The sequence below is a fragment of the Achromobacter sp. 10T422 genome (assembly GCF_056394065.1).
Map to the genome: position 1 here is coordinate 542,409 of NZ_JBFTHD010000002.1, position 17,572 is coordinate 559,980.

At 63.6% G+C, this 17,572-nt stretch carries 23 protein-coding genes and 1 tRNA gene; 13 read left to right on the top strand and 11 right to left on the bottom strand.

The annotated features are described in order from the left end of the window. The first annotated feature begins 1 nt into the window (after position 1). The 7 genes from AC1DB0_RS06585 (at position 2) to AC1DB0_RS06615 (ending at position 5,115) form a co-directional block, all read left to right on the top strand. The gene (locus AC1DB0_RS06585) at positions 2–925 is read left to right on the top strand and encodes a DUF817 domain-containing protein (RefSeq protein ID WP_476757635.1); all 924 of its coding nucleotides are present in this window, start codon (positions 2–4) and stop codon (positions 923–925) included. Between the two features lie 241 nt (positions 926–1,166). Beyond that, positions 1,167–1,541, top strand: a complete 375-nt coding sequence (rpsF, locus tag AC1DB0_RS06590) for a 30S ribosomal protein S6 (protein ID WP_054423556.1) — start codon at positions 1,167–1,169, stop codon at positions 1,539–1,541. A 51-nt stretch (positions 1,542–1,592) separates the two neighbouring features. Continuing rightward, positions 1,593–1,916 (top strand): primosomal replication protein N, encoded by a 324-nt coding sequence (gene priB, locus AC1DB0_RS06595; protein WP_054423554.1) that lies wholly within the window; start codon positions 1,593–1,595, stop codon positions 1,914–1,916. Between the two features lie 110 nt (positions 1,917–2,026). Further along, positions 2,027–2,299: a 30S ribosomal protein S18 gene (gene rpsR / locus AC1DB0_RS06600; protein ID WP_006218308.1), complete on the top strand. Its 273-nt coding sequence runs from the start codon at positions 2,027–2,029 to the stop codon at positions 2,297–2,299. A 15-nt stretch (positions 2,300–2,314) separates the two neighbouring features. Continuing rightward, positions 2,315–2,770, top strand: coding sequence for a 50S ribosomal protein L9 (gene rplI, locus AC1DB0_RS06605; RefSeq protein WP_054423552.1), 456 nt, complete (start codon positions 2,315–2,317; stop codon positions 2,768–2,770). A gap of 126 nt (positions 2,771–2,896) precedes the next feature. Continuing rightward, positions 2,897–3,736 carry a hypothetical protein gene (locus tag AC1DB0_RS06610; RefSeq protein ID WP_476757634.1) on the top strand — a complete coding sequence of 280 codons (840 nt, stop codon included), beginning with the start codon at positions 2,897–2,899 and terminating at the stop codon, positions 3,734–3,736. Then, positions 3,733–5,115: a replicative DNA helicase gene (locus tag AC1DB0_RS06615; protein WP_054423547.1), complete on the top strand. Its 1,383-nt coding sequence runs from the start codon at positions 3,733–3,735 to the stop codon at positions 5,113–5,115. Before AC1DB0_RS06610 ends, AC1DB0_RS06615 begins: the two co-directional genes overlap by 4 nt. 66 nt (positions 5,116–5,181) lie before the next feature. Here the strand turns inward: AC1DB0_RS06615 and AC1DB0_RS06620 are convergent, their stop codons facing one another. The 5 genes from AC1DB0_RS06620 to AC1DB0_RS06640 all read right to left on the bottom strand — a co-directional run bounded on the left by AC1DB0_RS06620 (position 5,182) and on the right by AC1DB0_RS06640 (position 9,027). Next, entirely contained in the window at positions 5,182–6,159 is a 978-nt protein-coding gene (locus tag AC1DB0_RS06620; RefSeq protein ID WP_054423545.1) for a bile acid:sodium symporter family protein, read from the bottom strand. A 111-nt stretch (positions 6,160–6,270) separates the two neighbouring features. Beyond that, positions 6,271–7,251 (bottom strand): 4-hydroxythreonine-4-phosphate dehydrogenase PdxA, encoded by a 981-nt coding sequence (gene pdxA / locus AC1DB0_RS06625; protein WP_476757633.1) that lies wholly within the window; start codon positions 7,249–7,251, stop codon positions 6,271–6,273. After that, positions 7,248–7,556 (bottom strand): hypothetical protein, encoded by a 309-nt coding sequence (locus tag AC1DB0_RS06630; protein ID WP_054423541.1) that lies wholly within the window; start codon positions 7,554–7,556, stop codon positions 7,248–7,250. Before AC1DB0_RS06630 ends, pdxA begins: the two co-directional genes overlap by 4 nt. A 254-nt stretch (positions 7,557–7,810) precedes the next feature. Next, positions 7,811–8,269 (bottom strand): Lrp/AsnC family transcriptional regulator, encoded by a 459-nt coding sequence (locus AC1DB0_RS06635; protein ID WP_050446088.1) that lies wholly within the window; start codon positions 8,267–8,269, stop codon positions 7,811–7,813. Positions 8,270–8,421: 152 nt separating this feature from the next. Then, on the bottom strand, positions 8,422–9,027 hold the full coding sequence (locus tag AC1DB0_RS06640; protein ID WP_054423539.1) for a hypothetical protein: 606 nt from the start codon (positions 9,025–9,027) through the stop codon (positions 8,422–8,424). Positions 9,028–9,201: 174 nt separating this feature from the next. Here AC1DB0_RS06640 and AC1DB0_RS06645 point away from each other — a divergent pair, with 174 nt between their 5' ends. Together AC1DB0_RS06645 and AC1DB0_RS06650 are read left to right on the top strand one after the other, a co-directional pair. Continuing rightward, positions 9,202–9,447: a hypothetical protein gene (locus AC1DB0_RS06645; RefSeq protein ID WP_054423536.1), complete on the top strand. Its 246-nt coding sequence runs from the start codon at positions 9,202–9,204 to the stop codon at positions 9,445–9,447. Positions 9,448–9,669: 222 nt separating this feature from the next. Next, positions 9,670–9,900: a hypothetical protein gene (locus tag AC1DB0_RS06650; RefSeq protein WP_245636340.1), complete on the top strand. Its 231-nt coding sequence runs from the start codon at positions 9,670–9,672 to the stop codon at positions 9,898–9,900. A gap of 7 nt (positions 9,901–9,907) precedes the next feature. On the opposite strand, the gene AC1DB0_RS06655 is transcribed toward AC1DB0_RS06650, so the two are convergent. Together AC1DB0_RS06655 and AC1DB0_RS06660 are read right to left on the bottom strand one after the other, a co-directional pair. Further along, on the bottom strand, positions 9,908–10,477 hold the full coding sequence (locus AC1DB0_RS06655; RefSeq protein ID WP_441370695.1) for a DedA family protein: 570 nt from the start codon (positions 10,475–10,477) through the stop codon (positions 9,908–9,910). Then, positions 10,474–11,913, bottom strand: a complete 1,440-nt coding sequence (locus AC1DB0_RS06660; protein WP_476757632.1) for an aminotransferase-like domain-containing protein — start codon at positions 11,911–11,913, stop codon at positions 10,474–10,476. The genes AC1DB0_RS06655 and AC1DB0_RS06660 overlap by 4 nt, the downstream gene beginning before the upstream one ends. A gap of 170 nt (positions 11,914–12,083) precedes the next feature. Between AC1DB0_RS06660 and AC1DB0_RS06665 the strand changes: the two genes are divergently transcribed. The 4 genes from AC1DB0_RS06665 (at position 12,084) to AC1DB0_RS06680 (ending at position 14,674) form a co-directional block, all read left to right on the top strand. Further along, positions 12,084–12,461, top strand: coding sequence for a hypothetical protein (locus AC1DB0_RS06665; protein WP_054423530.1), 378 nt, complete (start codon positions 12,084–12,086; stop codon positions 12,459–12,461). A gap of 24 nt (positions 12,462–12,485) precedes the next feature. Beyond that, positions 12,486–12,562, top strand: a tRNA-Met gene (locus AC1DB0_RS06670). Between the two features lie 196 nt (positions 12,563–12,758). Then, a complete protein-coding gene (locus AC1DB0_RS06675; protein WP_054423528.1) occupies positions 12,759–13,103 on the top strand; it encodes a hypothetical protein in 345 nt (114 codons plus the stop codon). Positions 13,104–13,423: 320 nt separating this feature from the next. Beyond that, positions 13,424–14,674, top strand: coding sequence for a TIGR03862 family flavoprotein (locus tag AC1DB0_RS06680; protein ID WP_476757631.1), 1,251 nt, complete (start codon positions 13,424–13,426; stop codon positions 14,672–14,674). A 56-nt stretch (positions 14,675–14,730) separates the two neighbouring features. On the opposite strand, the gene AC1DB0_RS06685 is transcribed toward AC1DB0_RS06680, so the two are convergent. The 4 genes from AC1DB0_RS06685 to AC1DB0_RS06700 all read right to left on the bottom strand — a co-directional run bounded on the left by AC1DB0_RS06685 (position 14,731) and on the right by AC1DB0_RS06700 (position 17,521). Next, complete coding sequence (locus AC1DB0_RS06685) at positions 14,731–15,132, bottom strand: hypothetical protein (protein ID WP_054423525.1); 402 nt, start codon at positions 15,130–15,132, stop codon at positions 14,731–14,733. Positions 15,133–15,198: 66 nt separating this feature from the next. Further along, positions 15,199–15,558, bottom strand: a complete 360-nt coding sequence (locus tag AC1DB0_RS06690; protein WP_054423524.1) for a hypothetical protein — start codon at positions 15,556–15,558, stop codon at positions 15,199–15,201. A 176-nt stretch (positions 15,559–15,734) separates the two neighbouring features. Then, entirely contained in the window at positions 15,735–16,775 is a 1,041-nt protein-coding gene (locus tag AC1DB0_RS06695) for an LLM class oxidoreductase (protein WP_054423523.1), read from the bottom strand. 110 nt (positions 16,776–16,885) lie between these two features. Continuing rightward, entirely contained in the window at positions 16,886–17,521 is a 636-nt protein-coding gene (locus AC1DB0_RS06700) for a glutathione S-transferase family protein (protein ID WP_476757630.1), read from the bottom strand. Positions 17,522–17,572: the final 51 nt, after the last annotated feature.

Here is a 17,572-nt window from a genome sequence, read left to right on the forward strand (position 1 = left end):
CGTGAGCCATCCGGCGGCCAGTGACTGGCCGCTTATCGCGGCGCTGCAAGCGTGGGAATCGCGGCTGGCCAATCATTTGGCCGGCCGCGGCCGTTTTGGCGTGGCGCTCTACGAATTTTTCCGCTTTGGCGTCAAGCAAGCCTGGGCCTGCCTGTTCGGCGGGCTGATGTGCGCGCTGCTGTTGGGCACGCACTGGTGGTATCCCAAGGATGCGCTGCTGGCCCGCTACGATTTCCTGACGCTTGCGGCGCTAGGCATTCAAGCCCTGTTGCTGGCGCTGCGCATGGAAACCTGGAGCGAAGCGCGCGTGATTTTGATGTTCCATGTGGTCGGCACCGGCATGGAGCTCTTCAAGACCGCGGCCGGTTCCTGGATCTACCCCGAAGCCAGCGTGCTGCGTATTGGCGGCGTGCCGCTCTTTACCGGCTTCATGTACGCCGCGGTGGGCAGCTACCTGGCCCGTGTCTGGCGCTTGTTCGATTTCCGTTTTCGCGCGCATCCCCCCATGGCTGCCACGGTGGCGTTGTCGGTGCTGATCTACGTGAATTTCTTCGCGCACCACTTCATCATGGATTTCCGGTGGGTGCTGTTCGCGCTGACCGCGGTGCTGTTTGCGCGCACCTGGGTGTATTTCCGGATCTGGCGCGTTTATCGCCGCATGCCCTTGCTGTTGGGCTTCGTGCTGGTGGCCTTGTTCATCTGGTTCGCCGAAAACATCGGCACCTTTGCCAACGCCTGGCGCTATCCCAACCAGACGCATGTCTGGCAATGGGTGTCGATTGCCAAGCTCGGCTCGTGGTTCCTGCTGATGATCATCAGCTATGTGATGGTCAGCGTGGTGAACCGGCCCCAGGAAATCGGTGTTGCCGATCTGCCGCAGCCGGCGGGGCAGGGCGGCGAAAATAGTCCGTCCCTGATTTCCTGACGCTCAGCTCGCTTGCGCCCTGACACTCAATCGGTAATAATCGAGGGCTTTCTTGCTCGACCGCCCATGGTTTTTGGGTAGCGGGCTGCCCCTTGCGGGCCTAGAGCATCCTATGTAATGAGCTTAAAAGCGAAGCGCTGAAAAGCGCGGCACTGCTTTTTAAGCGTATTGCAAAAACCCATGATGGAAAGCACGGGTTCGGGACGCCAGGCCAGCGAGACATTCTCAAGGAGTTTTACTCATGCGTCACTACGAAGTAGTGTTTATCGTTCACCCCGACCAAAGCGAGCAAGTGCCCGCCATGGTCGAACGTTACCAAGCGCTGGTCACGGGCCAAGGCGGCTCGGTTCACCGCCTGGAAGACTGGGGTCGCCGCCAACTGGCCTACCCGATCCAGAAGCTCGTCAAGGCTCACTACGTTTGCCTGAACATCGAGTGCGGCCAAGCCACGCTGGATGAGCTGGAACACTCGTTCCGCTACAACGACGCCGTTCTGCGCCACCTGGTCATCAAGACCAAGAAAGCCCAGACCACGCCCTCGATCATGATGAAGTCGGTCGAGCGTGAAGAAGCCCGTAAGGCTTCGGCAGAAGCTGCCCCGGCTCAGGCCGAGTAAGCAGGGCTCACGCAGAGCTCATCCCATGAAGTCCCCTCGGTGCCTGGCAGGATGAATCAGCTGGAACTCAGCGCCCGCGTTCTCGAATGCGAGCCTTTGCGCCACACTCCCGCCGGACTGCCTGCACTGGAAATGGTGCTGGCGCATGAGTCGGAAGTCATCGAAGCCGGCCACCCGCGCCGTGTCGAATTGACGATTACGGCTGTGGCACTGGGCGATCTGGCGTTGCTGTTGAAGAACACCGCTTTAGGGTCTGAATTGCTGGTGCAGGGGTTTTTGGCTCCCGCGCGCAAAGACTCGGTGAAGATCAAGCTGCATTTGCAGCAGGCACGCAAGGTCAGCGGTAGCGCAGGACGCGATCCGCAGGTGGCTTGAAAGGGTTGAGCAACAGGTGCGAAAGCGCCTTCTGAATACGGATAGGTTATGGGGAGTTGGACCCGGTTATCGATAACCGCCCAGTCCCCTCAAACATAGAGGCACATATCATGGCTTTCTTCGGAAAACGCAAAGAAAAACGCAAATTCACGCAGCAGAACCCGCTCTTCAAGCGTCGTAAGTTCTGCCGCTTCACCGCAGCCGGCGTCGAAGAGATCGACTACAAGGATCTGGACACCCTGCGCGACTTCGTGCAAGAAAACGGCAAGATCATCCCGGCTCGTCTGACCGGCACCAAGGCAATCTACCAGCGCCAGCTGGACACCGCCATCAAGCGCGCGCGCTTCCTGGCTCTGTTGCCTTACACCGACAACCACAACTAATCCGGGGCACTGAAAATGCAAGTTATTCTGCTCGAAAAAGTCGTCAACCTGGGCAACCTGGGTGAAGTCGTGCGCGTGCGTGATGGTTACGCCCGCAACTTCCTGATCCCCCAGCGCAAGGCCCGTCGTGCTACCGACGCCGCTCTGAAGGAATTCGAAGCCCGCCGCGCCGAGCTGGAAAAGGCTCAAGCTGAAAAGCTGGCCGCTTCCCAAGCTCTGGGCGAACGCGTCGCTGGTTACCAACTGAAGATCGTTCAGAAGGCTGGTGTTGACGGCCGTCTGTTCGGCTCGGTCACCAACGCCGACATCGCTGAAGCGCTGAAGAAGGCCGGTTTCGAAGGCGTTGAAAAGGCGCAAGTGCGTCTGCCCAACGGCCAGCTGAAGTCGGTTGGCGAGTTCCCGATCCAGGTCGCCCTGCACGCCGACGTAGTCGTCGACGTCACGGTTCTGGTTGAAGGCGAACTGTCCTAAGCCGGTACCCGCAGTAAAAAGAAGCCGGCCCGCGCGCCGGCTTTTTTTCTTTTTGCCCGGGCGCCATCGCGCATTGCCTTTGCGCGCCCCGCTTGAAGCACTCCCTTGCTTTCCTCAGAGGACCCCTTGACTCAGCCGCCCGTTCATCACAATGCGCCGCCCGGCCTGCGCCCCTGGCTCGACAGCGTGGATGCGTTGCGTGAACCTTCGGTGCGCGACGTGACGATCGACGGGGTTCGCTGCATCATCAAGCGCCGCCGGCCAAGCTTTGTCCGCGGCGTCAGCTATGCGCTGCGTTACGTGCGGGCCTTCTTGCTGGGCGTGGGCTGCAAGCTGTTCCTGGGCGAATTTCCGCGCCCTGGCGTGTTGTTGAAGAATGGCCTGACCCACGAGGCCGCGCGCCTGTCGACGCTGTTGCAGGCCGGTTGCCGCGTCCCGGAAGTGTGGTGGCAAGAGCAGGGCCTGCTGGTGCTGGAATACGTGGGCGAGGATCTGGCTGACCTGATCCGCAACGAAGATTCCACGTCGCAGCTGTGGCTGACGCGCGCTGCCGCCACTGACTTGGCGGCGTTTCACGCCCGCGGGATGTGGCACGGTGGTGCACAGATCCGCAACGTCACCTTGCGCGACGGCGAGTTGTGGCGCATTGATTTCGAAGAAAACATTGGCTCGACGCTGTCCCGCCCGCTGGCCCAGGCGTACGATCTTTTCCAGATGCTGTCGTCTCTTGCGTCCCTGCGTAAATTGCCGGACGACGTGGCCGTGACCCTGGGTACACTGGCCCTCGACGTGTATCTTGAGAGCAACCCCGACCCCGAGGTCAAAGCGCGGCTGACCCGCCTGGCGCGTATCCTCTGCGGTCTGGCGACGCCCCTGCGTCCCCTGTTGCGCCGCCTGCCGTCGCGCGACGTCCAAGGATTTTTCCGCGTTGCGGACATCCTGCAGCCATTACTATTGAAGTCATGAACACACCTGCCGATCCCCAGCTTGAATACCTGCGCGTTCCTCCCCATTCCATTGAGGCGGAACAATCGGTGTTGGGCGGCCTGCTGCTGGACAACACCGCGTGGGACCGCATCGCCGACGTGCTGGTCGAAGAAGACTTCTACCGCCACGATCATCGTCTGATCTGGCACCACATTGCCCGCCTGATCGGGCTGGCGCGTCCCGCCGACGTCATCACCGTCAATGAATCGCTGATCAGCGCCGGCAAGGCCGAAGATTCCGGCGGCCTGGCCTATTTGAACGCGCTGGCGCACAACACGCCGTCGGCCGCGAACATTCGCCGCTACGCCGAAATCGTGCGCGAGCGCGCCATGCTGCGCAAGCTGGTGTCGATTGCCGACGAGATCTCGTCGGCCGCCTTGAACCCGCAGGGCAAGGAAGCGCGCCAACTGCTGGACGAAGCAGAATCCAAGGTCTTCAAGATCGCGCAGGAAGGCTCGCGCGGCGCCGCCGGGTTCCAAGAGATTCAACCGCTGTTGACCCAAGTGGTGGAACGCATCGACGAGCTCTATCACCGCGAAGGCACGTCTGACGTGACCGGGGTGCCGACGGGCTTCACCGACCTGGACAAGATGACATCCGGCATGCAGGGCGGTGACTTGATCATCGTGGCCGGGCGCCCGTCCATGGGCAAGACCTCGTTCTCGATGAACATCGGCGAACACGTGGCCATCGAACAGGGCCTGCCGGTTGCCGTGTTCTCGATGGAAATGGGCGCGGTGCAGCTGGCCATGCGTATGTTGGGTTCGGTGGGGTTGCTGGACCAGCACCGCATGCGTACCGGCAAGCTCATCGCAGATGACTGGCCCCGTGTGACGCACGCCGTGCAGCTCATGCAGGATGCGCAGGTCTACATTGATGAAACGCCCGCCCTGAGCCCGATGGAAGTGCGTGCGCGCACCCGCCGCCTGGCGCGCCAATGCGGCCAGCTGGGCCTGATCATCATCGACTACCTGCAACTGATGTCGGGTAACGGCTCGGGTGAAAACCGGGCGACCGAAGTGTCGGAAATCAGCCGTTCGCTAAAGGGCTTGGCGAAGGAACTGAATTGCCCGCTGATCGCGTTGTCGCAGCTGAACCGAAGCCTGGAACAGCGCCCCAACAAGCGTCCCGTGATGAGCGACTTGCGCGAATCCGGCGCTATCGAACAGGACGCCGACGTGATCCTGTTCATCTATCGCGACGAGGTTTACAACCCCGATTCCCCGGACAAGGGTACGGCCGAGATCATCATCGGCAAGCAGCGTAACGGGCCGATCGGCACGGTGCGCCTGACCTTCCAGGGCTCCAGCACGCGCTTCCTGAACTTCTCGGGTGCGCAGCCGCGCGATATGTACTGATCCGCCGCGGGCAGGCATGAAAAAACCGCGCTTCATGGCGCGGTTTTTTTTGTGTGGCGGCAGGCGTCAGCCTTCGATTTCGGGACGCTTGCCGTAACGCGCGGCCAGCACGCCGCACACCATCAACTGGATCTGATGGAACAGCATCAGCGGCAGCACGATGGCGCCCACGGCGTGGCCGGCAAACAGCACCTGCGCCATCGGAATGCCGCTGGCCAGGCTTTTCTTCGAACCGCAGAACAGCAGCGTGATGCGGTCTTCGATACTGAAGCCAAACATCTTGCCAGCCAATGCCGACAGGCCCAGCGCCAACGCCAGGATCACGGCGCAGCACACCACCAGGCCAACCAGCGCCGGGATCGGCGTGGTGCTCCACAGGCCTTCATTGATGGCTTCGGAGAAGGCCGTGTAGACGACCAGCAGGATCGAACCCTGATCGACAAACTTCAGCATTGCCTTGCGCTTGTGCACCCAGGCGCCAATCCAGCGGCGGGCGAACTGGCCCAGCACGAACGGCAGCAGCAGCTGCAGCATGATCTTGCCGACGGCATCGAACGAGATCGGCGCGCTGCCCGCATTGGCCACGACCGTGCCCACGAGCAGCGGGGTCAGGAAGATGCCCAGCAGGCTCGAGGCGGACGCGCTGCACACGGCGGCGGGCACGTTGCCGCGCGCCATCGACGTGAACGCGATGGCCGATTGCACGGTGGCGGGCAGGCAGCACAGGAACAGGATGCCCAGGTACAGCTCGGGCGTCACCAGCGGTTCCAGCACGGGCTTGAGCGCCAGGCCCAGCAGCGGAAACATCAGGAACGTGGCGGAGAAGATCGTCAGGTGCAGCTTCCAGTGCGTCAGGCCGGCAATGATGGCCTCGCGGGACAAACGCGCCCCGTGCAGGAAGAACAGCAGGCCGACCGCAATATTGGTGATCCAGCCGAAGATCACCACGCCTTGCCCGTGCGCGGGCACGATGCTGGCGATGATGACGGTGCAGATCAGGTAGAGGGTGAAGCGGTCGGGCAGAAGGCGGACAAGGCGTGACATGGAAGGGGTAGGGGAGCAGACGGAAAGCGGCGGCGCGCAGCAGGCGCCGGAAACGGGGCGTATTGTAGTCCCGCTATCGCCCGGAGCCGAAGCCGCCGGGCGTTGCGTGGGCTAAGGCGTCATCGCCAGCGCAAGATCAAAGGCCGCGACCAGCGACGCCTGATCGGCGATGCCGCGCCCGGCGATGTCGAAGGCCGTGCCGTGGTCGACGCTGGTGCGCACAAACGGCAGCCCCACCGTGACATTCACGCCGTGGTCCAGCCCCAGGTATTTCACCGGAATCAGACCCTGGTCGTGGTACTGGGCCACGACGATGTCGAATTCGCCGCGGCGGGCGCGCATGAAGATCGTGTCGCCGGGCCAGGGGCCGCTGGCGTCGATACCTTCGGCGCGGGCGCGTGCGATGGCGGGTTCGATGATGTCGATGTCTTCGCGGCCGAACTTGCCGCCTTCGCCCGCATGCGGGTTCAGGCCGGCCACGGCCACGCGCGGGGCCGCGATGCCCATCTGCCGGCACGCGCGGTCGGCCAGGCGCATGGCGGTCAGTTCGGCCTCGGGCGTGATGCGGGCAATAACGTCGGCCAACGCCACGTGGATGGTCACCAGCAAGACGCGCAACTCATCGTTGGCCAGCATCATCGCGAAGTCCGGCGTGGCGGATCGCTCGGCCAGGATCTCGGTGTGGCCGGGGTAGTCGATACCCGCCTCGTGCATGGACTTCTTGTTCAGCGGAGCGGTGACAATCGCCCGGATGCGGCCGGCCTGCGCATCATCGATGGCGGCGCACACGTAGTCGTAGGCGCCGCGTCCGGCGGCGGCGCTGATCTGTCCCAAAGGCAGGTCGGCGGGCAGCGCGGGGCTACAGGCCACGACGTGAATGCGGCTGGCATCGGGTTCTGCCTGACCCACATCGCTGATTTCCACAATATCCAAACGCGCGCCCAGTTGGGCGACTGCGCGGCGCAATGCGCCCGCATCGCCATACACCACGCAGGGGGAGCTCAGCCCTTGTGCATAGGCCTTGACGACAATTTCGGGGCCGATGCCGGCGGCATCGCCCATGGTGATGCCCACGGGCAACGAAGCGTTCACGATTTGGGTTCCTTGGGCGGGTCGATGACGCCGCATTCGAACGTCACGGTGGCGCGCTTGGAACCCAGGCCCGTCGCATGGTTGGACGTCACTTTCGGCTTTTGCATCTTGCGGCCGATTGAGGTGCAGTACTGGTCGGCGCGTTGCAGCGTCTGGTTCTTGAGCTCAACCCAGGTCAGCAACTGCGTGCCCGAGCTATAGGTGACGGTGTACGTGTTCTTGTCGACGGGCGTGACCTCGCTCATGCTGGAACAGGCAGTTAGCAAGGTGAGCAAGGCGGCGGCGGGGGCAAGGCGTGCAAGCATGGGGCGTCCAGAAATCACGTTATCCGCCATTACAACACCATGTCGGGCAGGGAGAAAAGACGGGCCGCTTCAGACGGGTTCGTCTGGGCGGCCGGGCTGATGGCGCTTGAAGGAGCGGCGACGGCGCCGTAGGGAGCGGCGACGGCACGTTAGGGAGCGGAGGCCGCGCCTTAAGCTGCGGAGACTGCGCCTTAAGCTGCGTAGACCGCGCCTTAAGCTGCGGCGACTGCGCCTTAAGCAGCGGCGACTGCGCCTCAGGGGGCGGCGACGGCGCTGCGGCGGTCCACCTTGCGGCTCAGCACGATCGACGTCTGCGTTTGCTTCACGCCGTCGATCAGGCCGATGCGGTCGAGCAAGTCATCCAGCTGTTCATGCGTTTCGCAACGCAGGAAGATCAGGTAGTCATACGGCCCGCTGACGGACGACACTTCTTCCACTTCCGGCATGCGCTCCAGTTCGCGGATCACCGCCGCGGGCGTCTTGGGCAGCACGCTGATGAAGCAATACGCGCGTACCGCGGCTTCTTCCAGGCGGCGGCCCAGGCGCACGCCGTAACCCGACACGATGTGCTCACGCTCCAGGCGGGCGATGCGCGCAACGACGGTTGTGCGGGCCAGCCCAAGCTTGCGCGCAAGGATCGCCGCGGGCTCGCGCGCGTTGGCCGAGAGCAGGCTGAGCAGTTGCCGGTCGATGTCGTCGAGTCGTTCGTTCATGCGGAAGGCGGGTGGCGAAAGCAGAGTGCCGACGGTACAGGCGCGGACCAGCCCGCGTCAATGCGATACGGGCACGTCATTGCATGGCGGCAGGTTCAGTGCGATGCAACGGCGTCAGTGCGATACGGCCGCATTTCTGCGGCAGGGCCACGTTAACCGTCTGATTCGGGCGGAATCCCGCCGTGATAGATGCGGCCATCAAATTCGAAGCGCGTGATGGTTTTGTGCGCGGCGTCGAAAATGCGGTCGCGGCTGGCGTCGTCCAGTCCGTCGTGGTCGGCAAAGCGAAAGCGGCACAGGTCGATATCGCTGTCGTAGAACACCGAGTTCACGAAGCGGCTGACGTCGGCCTCGTGGGCGAAGTGCGCGAACTCGCGCAACTGCTCCATTTCGTGGAACGCGCCATTCCGGCTGACCAGCAGCATGCCGAATTTGCGCTCTTCGTCCGCCACGGGCTCAGGCGCAGGCGGCGCGGCGTCCGCCAAGGGATCTTCGTAATTGAAGTGGGCGCCGGCTTCGCGCATGGCGTCCAGCACCTGTTGCCATTGCCGTTCATCCAGCGTCAGGCGGGCCATCATGTAGAACAGGCGCTGCCGGCCCAGCCCACGGGGTTCAGGGCCGCCCACGTAACTGGGCCATGGCGTGGCGGCGTCTAGCCCGGCCAGCTCCGCCATGCGCGCGTCGCTGAAACCCAGTTTGTCCTGCAAGCGCTGCAGGGATTGGGCGTCCGGGGGTGCATAGTCTTGGATCGTCTTCATGAGCGCGCTCCGATGGCCCCGGCGCCGCGGGTGGCGGCCGGTGGCGTGCGCCGCGGTGCCCCAGCGGCTACGCTTGATGCTAGCGCGGTGCGTGGCGCTTGCCTAGCGGCGTTGGGGCGGCCGCAAGCGTCATGCTAGGATTTGCGCCGACTATCAATGCCAGGAGGCTCAGCCATGGATATCCAAGAACAAATCGCCGTCATCGTCCACACCATTTCGCACCAGGGCGGCCGCATCGACGCACTGAATTCGACGCTGCTGTCGATGCTGCATCTGGTGAAGGCGTCGCCCGGGTTGCGTGAAGCAATCGAAGCCCAGTTGGAGCAGAACTACTCCAGCCTGTTGGCCCGTTCCGAGAACCCGCAATACGTGGCCGGCTTCGAAAGCGTGCGCGACATGATCACGACCGCGCTGAAGTAAAACGCGAAAGTTACCCACAGCTTCTGTGGACAAGCCTTGGGATAGTGCGGGCATAGTTCCGCATTTTCCTTTAATTACAAGGGCTTGGGTGGGGCGGTCAAAGGTGGCTCCATTTGCGTGTTTTGCGCACGCGTTTCAATGTCCTCCACAGGCCCGTCAAGCCGGGTAATATGCGGCCCCATGCGGAATCAGTATCGATTGGAACACCCGGGCGGAGCCTTGTTGGCTCGCGTTTCGGAAGCAGCAAAGCTGGCGGCGTTCGACCCCGGCAAACTTACGCCCGAGGCTCGTCAGAGCTGGGAGCGAATGGGCCATGGCTTCAAGGCCTGGCACGACTTCGACCAGCGTCACCCCATCTTGCGCCGTCTGGCGCTGCTGCCATTCATTGGCGGCTGGTACCGCAATGCGCGGCGCCGCCACGTGCTGCGCGCAAGCGGCCGGATCGTCTGCTGACGGCCGCCTAGCGCCGCATTCGCCGCCGGGATATCAGGTGGTAGGCCAGCCCGATCACCACGCCAATCGCCACGGCCACCGCCAGTTTCGTTTCCACGCCGTGCAGGCGTCCAAGTAACGTCTCGATGGTCTGGCCGAATGCATAGCCGACCAGGCTGAAGCACACCGCCCAGATGGTGGCGGCGATGGCGTTCAGCACCAAAAAGCGCAGCGGCGGCACGCGCGACATGCCCAACGCCACGGGCCCCACGGTGCGCAGGCCATACAGGAATCGCAGGCTCAAGATGAAGCCGTGCGGATAGCGGTCGATGGCGGCCAGCGCTTTTTCGAACGCGGGCTTTTCGCGGATACGCCGCACGAAGCGATGGTCGCGATAACGGCGGCCCAGAAAGAACAGCAGCTGGTCCGCGATGAAGGACCCGGCGAACGCGCACAGCATCACATACGGCAAGTGCATCAGATGCTGGTGAGCGAGAAAGCCCGCGAACACCACCACGCTTTCGCCTTCCAGAAACGTGCCGCCCAGCACGGCCCAGAGGCCGTAGTCAACGATGAACTGATGCAGCGACGGATTCATGCGCCGCCTTCGCCAACAATGCGCGCCAGCGTCAACAGCGCGCGCGAGATCTCGGGCGTGGTGCGCTGGCCGCAACTGATCCGCAGGAAGTGGTTGTAGCGCGTGCCATTTGAAAACATGGCGCCCGGGGCGACGCGTATGCCTTGTTGCAGCGCGGCTTCGAACACGTCCATGCCGGAGCGGCCGCCAGGCATTTCCACCCATAGCAGCATGCCGCCTTGCGGCACGCTCAGCCGGGTGCCGCGGGGAAAGTGCGCGGCAATCGCTTCGGCCGTCTGGTCGCGTTGGCTCTTCAATTGCCGCCTCAGCCGCGCCAGGTGCCGGTCATACGCGCGCGACCCCAGGAATTCGGCCACGGCAATCTGCGCCAGCGGTTCGTTGGGGCGGCTTTGCGCAAACTTCAGCATGGCGATGCGCGCCTTCCAGCGGCCCCCCAGCAGCCAGCCCAGACGCATGCCCGGCGCCAGCGTCTTGTGCATCGACGAGCAATAGATAACGTTGCCGGTCGCGTCCCACGACTTGGCGGCGGCAAGCGGCGTGTCTTCATCGGTCAGCGCGCCATAGGTATCGTCTTCGATCAGCGGCACTTGCTGGCGTTCGCACAGCGCCACCAGACGCGCCTTTTCAGCGTCCGGCATGACGCAGCCCAGCGGGTTCTGAAAGTTCGGCACGACGACCACGGCGCGAATATTGCCGTGCGTCTGAAAGGCCAGGTCCAGCGCTTCGATGGACAAGCCGTGCTGCGGGCTGGTGGGAATCTCCAGCGCCCGCATTCCCAGGCTTTCCAAGATTTGCAGCAGACCAAAGTAAGTGGGCGACTCGACGGCAATCGTGTCGCCGGGGCGGGCCACCGCACGCAAAGCCAGGTTCAACGCTTCGATGCAGCCATGCGTGACGATGACGTCATCCGGCGTGGCGTTGATGCCATTGGCCAGCGCGCGCCGCGCGAGCACCGTGCGCAGCTCCGGGTGGCCTTGCGGCGGAACGGGGCTCACCAGCACGTGCGGCGTCATCCGCAGCGCGCGCGTCATCGCTTGCTTCAGCGCTTCCATGGGATAAGCCTCAGGCACCGCGGCCGCCAGCGCGAAGTTGGCGCTGACCGGGTGCGCCTCGCATTTGGCGATGAAATCGGACACCCGGTCGTGGATGCCCACATACTGCGCCGCCCCAAGCGTCTGGCGAATGTCGGGCTCGTTGACGGGGGGGATGCTGTTGCGCCGGGGGGAAAGCACGAAGTATCCCGAGCGCGGCCGGGCTTCGATCAGGCCGTCGTCTTCCAGTTGGCGGCAAGCTTGCAGCGCGGTGGACAGACTGACGTGGTGGGTTCGCACCAAGGTGCGCACGGAGGGCATGCGCTGGGCGGGCGCCAGAACGCCCGTCTGAATGGCGCGCCGGTAATGGTTCGCCAAGCGAAGGTACAGCGGTTGTGGGTCCATGCGCCGATCATGCTCCCCGAGGTTGGACGGAAGGAAGGCACAGATTGCAGAAAAGTACACCATAACAGCAGCGAAATCGAGAGTCTGCATCGGTACAGAAAGCCCGGGAGTGTGGCTGTTGCGCAGAGCAGGGCGCGCGTAGCCTGTCATTGTCCGACTGGAGAATATTCATGACCCCCGATACCCGCCCTGAACCCCTGGCCCGCCGCCTTGAAATCGCCTCTGGCGCGTCCCGCACCCTGGCGCTGCGCGCGGGTGCAAGCGTCGTTTGTCTTTCCGGCAGTATCCGCATCGACGAACCCGCCGCAGGCGCCGAAGCCGCTAGCAGCCTGCATCTGCCGGTTTCCGCACACGTCAATGCGGGCGAGGCGCATGGGGTGGCTTCAGGCGGCGTACTGCGCGTGACGGCAATTAAAGGCGCCGAAGTGATTTGTGTGGACGTTCCAAGCCCGTTCACCCGTTTTTTTGGGGTCGCAACGAAAATATTTCGCCTGAATCGGGCCAAATTAGCGAAAAAAGGCCTGGGTGCGCTGCACAAGATTTCATAATGGTGTATGATTCATCACATCAGACGCGGGGTGGAGCAGTCTGGCAGCTCGTCGGGCTCATAACCCGAAGGTCGTAGGTTCAAATCCTGCCCCCGCAACCAGTTTCAAGAAAAAAGCCGCGATGCAAATCGCGGCTTTTTTCGTTTGGAATTTGGTTTGATGTTTTCGCCTGGCGTTTGCCTTGGATCAATCGATTGTTCCAACCCGGAGTTTCCCGGGTGTTCCTGCGCGCACAGGCCTTGAACGCTGAGCTACCATGGGTCACGCGCGCTAGTTCGCCGCACTCGAGGAGGGTCCATGGGTACCGCAAAATACGATCATCCTGGTTACGTCGCCGACACCGGCGCTGAAGGCAAGTATCACGTGGGCATCTGGTGCCCGCACGGCTATCCCGCCCACATCCACATCGGCCGCCCCGCGGAACGCGGCGATCCCCAAGCGCTGCTGCGCTTGCGCATTCCCGACGGCGTATTCCAGTCCCTGCCTGATGATCCTGAAACCCTGTGCCGCCGCGCGCTTGGGCAGGCAATGGGCGCGGGGCTGCTGCGAACGGTAGCGGTGGATGGCGAATATCAGGAACTGCGTTTTGAGTTGGATTCCGAACCCTGGTCCGGGCCCATGCAGGCGGCGGGTAACGCCTGAATCGTTGAAAGTTACCCACAACGACTGTGGACAAGCCTTGGGATAGCCTCTGCGCATGTCCAATTTGTCCTGTCATAACAAAGGCTTGGCGCCTGCGGTCAATAAGTGGCCGGCGCCGGGCCTTTTTCTTGTTGGCGCCCCTTGCCGATAAGCCTTTGATGCGCGGAGCGGTCCGCCAGCCGGATTCGCACTGAGCCGCCATGCGACAATCTTTCCCCTTGCGGCGCGCCCGGCGTCGTATTCGTCATTGATGGCTTCGATCCTCTCTTCATGTTTCGCCTTCCGTTCCTTTACGTCCCCGCTCAGAACGGGGTAGCCCCATGACGCTGAACGCTTCCAAGCGTGTCGCCGTGATCGGCGGGGGGCCGGCTGGCCTGATGGCGGCGGAAGGGCTGGCCGCGCAGGGCGTGCAGGTTGACGTGTTTGACGCCATGCCGTCGGTGGGCCGCAAGTTCCTGATGGCGGGGCGGGGCGGGTTGAATCTGACCCATAGCGAAGCGGCCGCGCCATTCTTGGCGCGGTATGGTGAGCGCGCGGCGCAGGTCGCGCCGTGGCTTGCGGCGATGGATGCTACGGCGTTGCGTGAATGGGCGCATGCGTTGGGCATCGAGACGTTCGTGGGTTCGTCGGGCCGCGTGTTTCCGCAGGAGATGAAAGCGGCGCCGATGCTGCGGGCCTGGCTGGCGCGGCTGCGCGCAAGCGGTGTGCGCTTTCATATGCGGCACCGTTGGCTGGGGTGGCCGGAAGGTGTGGCGCCATCGCCCGCGATGCTGCGCTTTGATACGCCCGATGGCGTGCAGACGCAAACGGCGGACGCCGTGGTGCTGGCCTTGGGCGGCGGCAGCTGGGCCAAGTTGGGTTCAGACGGCGCCTGGGCCGACGGCTTGCAGGCGCATGGCATTACGGTCGCTCCTCTGCGTCCGGCCAACTGCGGTTTTGATGTGGCGTGGTCCGAGCACTTCCGCCAGCGCTATGCGGGCCAGCCGGTTAAATCCGTGGCGATGTCGTGCGCGCGAAAGGATGGGATCACGCCCGCCCGCCAAGGTGAATTTGTGGTGTCGGAAACCGGCATCGAGGGCAGCCTGGTTTATGCGCTGTCGGCGCCGTTGCGTGACCAGATCGATGCCGGCGGACACGCTGTCGCCTTGCTGGATCTGGCGCCGGATTGGCCGCAGGAAAAGGTCACGGCGGCCGTGACGCATCCGCGTGGCGCACGGTCCATGTCCAGTCACCTGCAAAGCCGGATGGGGCTGACGGGCGTGAAGGCGGGCTTGCTGCGCGAATGCGCGTCGGCGGAAGATTTCAAGGACCCGGCGCGCCTTGCGGTTCGTATCAAGGCCCTGCCGCTGACGCTCGTGCGTGCCCGTCCCATTGACGAGGCGATCAGCACGGCGGGCGGCGTGGCATTCGATGCGGTCGATGCGGGCTTGATGCTGCGGGCGGCCCCGGGCGTATTCTGCGCCGGCGAAATGCTGGATTGGGAAGCGCCCACCGGCGGCTATCTGCTGACGGCCTGCATGGCCAGCGGCGTGGTTGCTGCAAACGGGGTAGGGGACTACCTAAGCAGGTAGGCCGGGGCATGTCAGCCAGGGGCGCGCATCCGCTCGGGGCGCGCCAGCCCGCGTGATCAGGAAACCGACGGGTAAGGCGACACGCCCAGTGGCGAGCGCGGCGCCAGGTCTCCTACGACATGGCCCACCACGGGCGGACCGCCTTCGGGTTGCGTGATGATGCCGATGACGCGGGTAATGGCGCTGGCGGGAATAGCGGTGCCCTGAGCCGGGTCTTGCACCAGTTGCCAGATGGTGGCGCTGGGAACGGCTTCTGCATCGGCATCTGCCGACGTGTCAAGGCAACTGCGGGCAAAGAAGGACCAGTCAGACGCGTTACAAGGCAAGCCGTGCGCGGTGGCCAAACGGGCCAGCGCCAGAGGTGCATCCGCCTGGCTCGCGGCGTGTTGGGCGGCGGCGCCCAGCGAGACGTCCAGCGACAGCAAGCGGAGAAACTCTACGACGTTGTCAGTATTCATTATGGGTCCCCTGTAAAAGCTGTTCTGGTCCGGGCCAATTGCATGCCGCCGGTCGTTCGGGGTGAGTCAGCCGGCGCCTTGGCCCAGCATCGACACCAGTGATTTTTTCAGGCGCGCCGAGAAAATCGGTACCGTATGGGAAACGCCATTGCGATCCACGCCTTCCTTGAGCTCGACCGATTGCCCCAAAAAGATTTCCGGCGCGGCGTTGATTTCGTTGTAGCGGGCAAGCAATTCATCTACATGTTCTTGCGCGTCGGCCAGCGTGCTGCTGTCCGCGAGCTTGCCAGCGGCATGGGCTTGCAGAATTCGATGCAGATCGTCGATGAACAGCGCCAAAGCCGCTTGTCCACGGCATTGAGGCTGTTCCCAGCCCCAACCCGAAGGGGCGGAACCAGCGATCTGCGAAACAGGTTTTTTATTCATTTGCGCATCCTAATCCATTGCCGGCAAATACGCGACAGCCGTACCCCGGCCGTATTGTCACGGCCGCGTAAGGGCGGTTACGGGGTTTCGTCGCCAGGGTTACAAAGTGCGGGCAGGTCTTCTGTCGCGCGCCAGGCGGGCCGCATTGTAGGCGGGAATGCGTACGGCTTTTTGATCTACCAGCGGGTTGAGTCGGGGGCGGGGCCCTCATGGGGCGGGAAATGGGGTAGCACTTCTTCCGCCAGTTCCTGGATGACTTCGGCGGCCGGTCTATCTGAAAACTGGATGCCCAACGCGGCATGGTTGACGCCCGCCTCGCGCCAGCGGGCAAGCAGGTCAAGCAGGCCCTTGCGCCCGGTGCGCAACACGTAACCGCCGCGCAGCGGGGTGCGCGGATGGTCAGGGTCAGCGCTCAGGTCCAGCCATTCATTGGTGACATGAGGCCGGAATCCGCCGTCTGGAATGCGCGCCCGCCATGCGCTGATCTTGTCCGCCAGCCGCAATGGCCCGTTCGTGTCGTGCGTGCTTTCCGGATAGGTCAGCCAGCCGTCGGCGTGTTCACCTACCCACTGCGGCGTCTGGCGGCACGACCCCGTAATCAGCAGCGGGATGCGTCCCGTAGCCGGTTTCGGCAGCAGTTGCGGGCCATCGAAGCGGCCAAGCGGAGATTCAATGGCGCCGTGGCGGGCCTGGATCAGTTGACGGAAATCGGACACGGTCTGTGCGAAGCGTTCACCGCGCCGCGCGTGCTCCAACCCATAGGCCGGGAATTCGACGGGACGGTCGCCCGACGCAATGCCCAGCACCAGACGCCCGCCTGATAGGCGATCAATGGTGGTGGCGGCTTTGGCTAGATCAATCGGATGGCGCAGGGAAAATATGGCGCTGCCGGTGGCCAGCGCGATGCGTTCTGTGCGCGCGGCCAGATACGCCAGATAGGTATAGGGGTCAAAGACTTGGCCGGCATCGCCGAACCCCGGGTCGTACAGCGGCACGTCGCGCACCCAGACCGCGGCAAACCCGGCGCGGTCAATGCTGGCAACCAAGTCGGCCTGTCCGGCCAGCACTGCCATGTCTCCCTGATAGAAGCGCAGCGGTAAGAAGATGCCCAGCGTCAGTTGGCCTGGGGCGAACATGCGTTGGTAGCCGGGATGGCCGGCGAACGCGGGCGCCGAGGCGCCGGTGAGCAAGGATGAGGCGGGAAGCGTGTGAGACATGTTAGTCGAAGGCGGGGTGTCAGGGGCGTGTATCAGGGGGGGATATCAGGCGCGGATATCAGGCGCAGATATCAGGCGCGGATATCAGGCGCGGATATCAGGCGCGGATATCAGGGGCGGGTGGCCGGATGGGGCAGAGAGATGCCGCGTTGCACGGCGGGGCGCCGCGCGGTGCGTTGATGCCAGGCGCTCAGATGTGGGTAGTGGCTGAAGTCGAAGCCCGCGATGCCCGCGATATGCGTCCAGCCGAACGTGGCGATATCCGCAATGGAAAAGGCATCTCCAGCCAGCCACGGGCGGTCGGCCAGGCGGCCGTCCAGCGTGGCGAAAGCGGCTTCGCTCAGTTCCCGGTAGCGCGCAATGGCGGCCAGATTCGGCTCGTCGGCAAAGCACTCAAAGTGCACGCGCTGGCCCAGCACGGGGCCCATGCTGGCGCTGTGGAACATCAGCCACACGATGGCATCCCATCGCGGGCCGGGTTCGCTGGGAAGCAGGCGGCCGGATTTTTCGGCCAGATACAGCAGGATGGCGGCGGACTCAAACAGCGTGACGCCTGTGTCGTGGTCGACCAGTGCGGGAATCCGGCCGTGCGGGTTCAGCTTCAGGAAGGCGGGTTGGCGGTGCTCGCCTTGGTCGATACGCACGTGGTGCAGGCGGTAAGGCAGGCCCAGTTCCTCAAGGGCGATGGTGGCCTTGAAGCCATTGGGTGAGCTATCGGTGTAAAGGTGCAGGGCGGGTGGTTGCATGCCGTTTTCAAGAAAGTAGTTAAGCTATTGCCATTAGGCGATAGGCCGAGC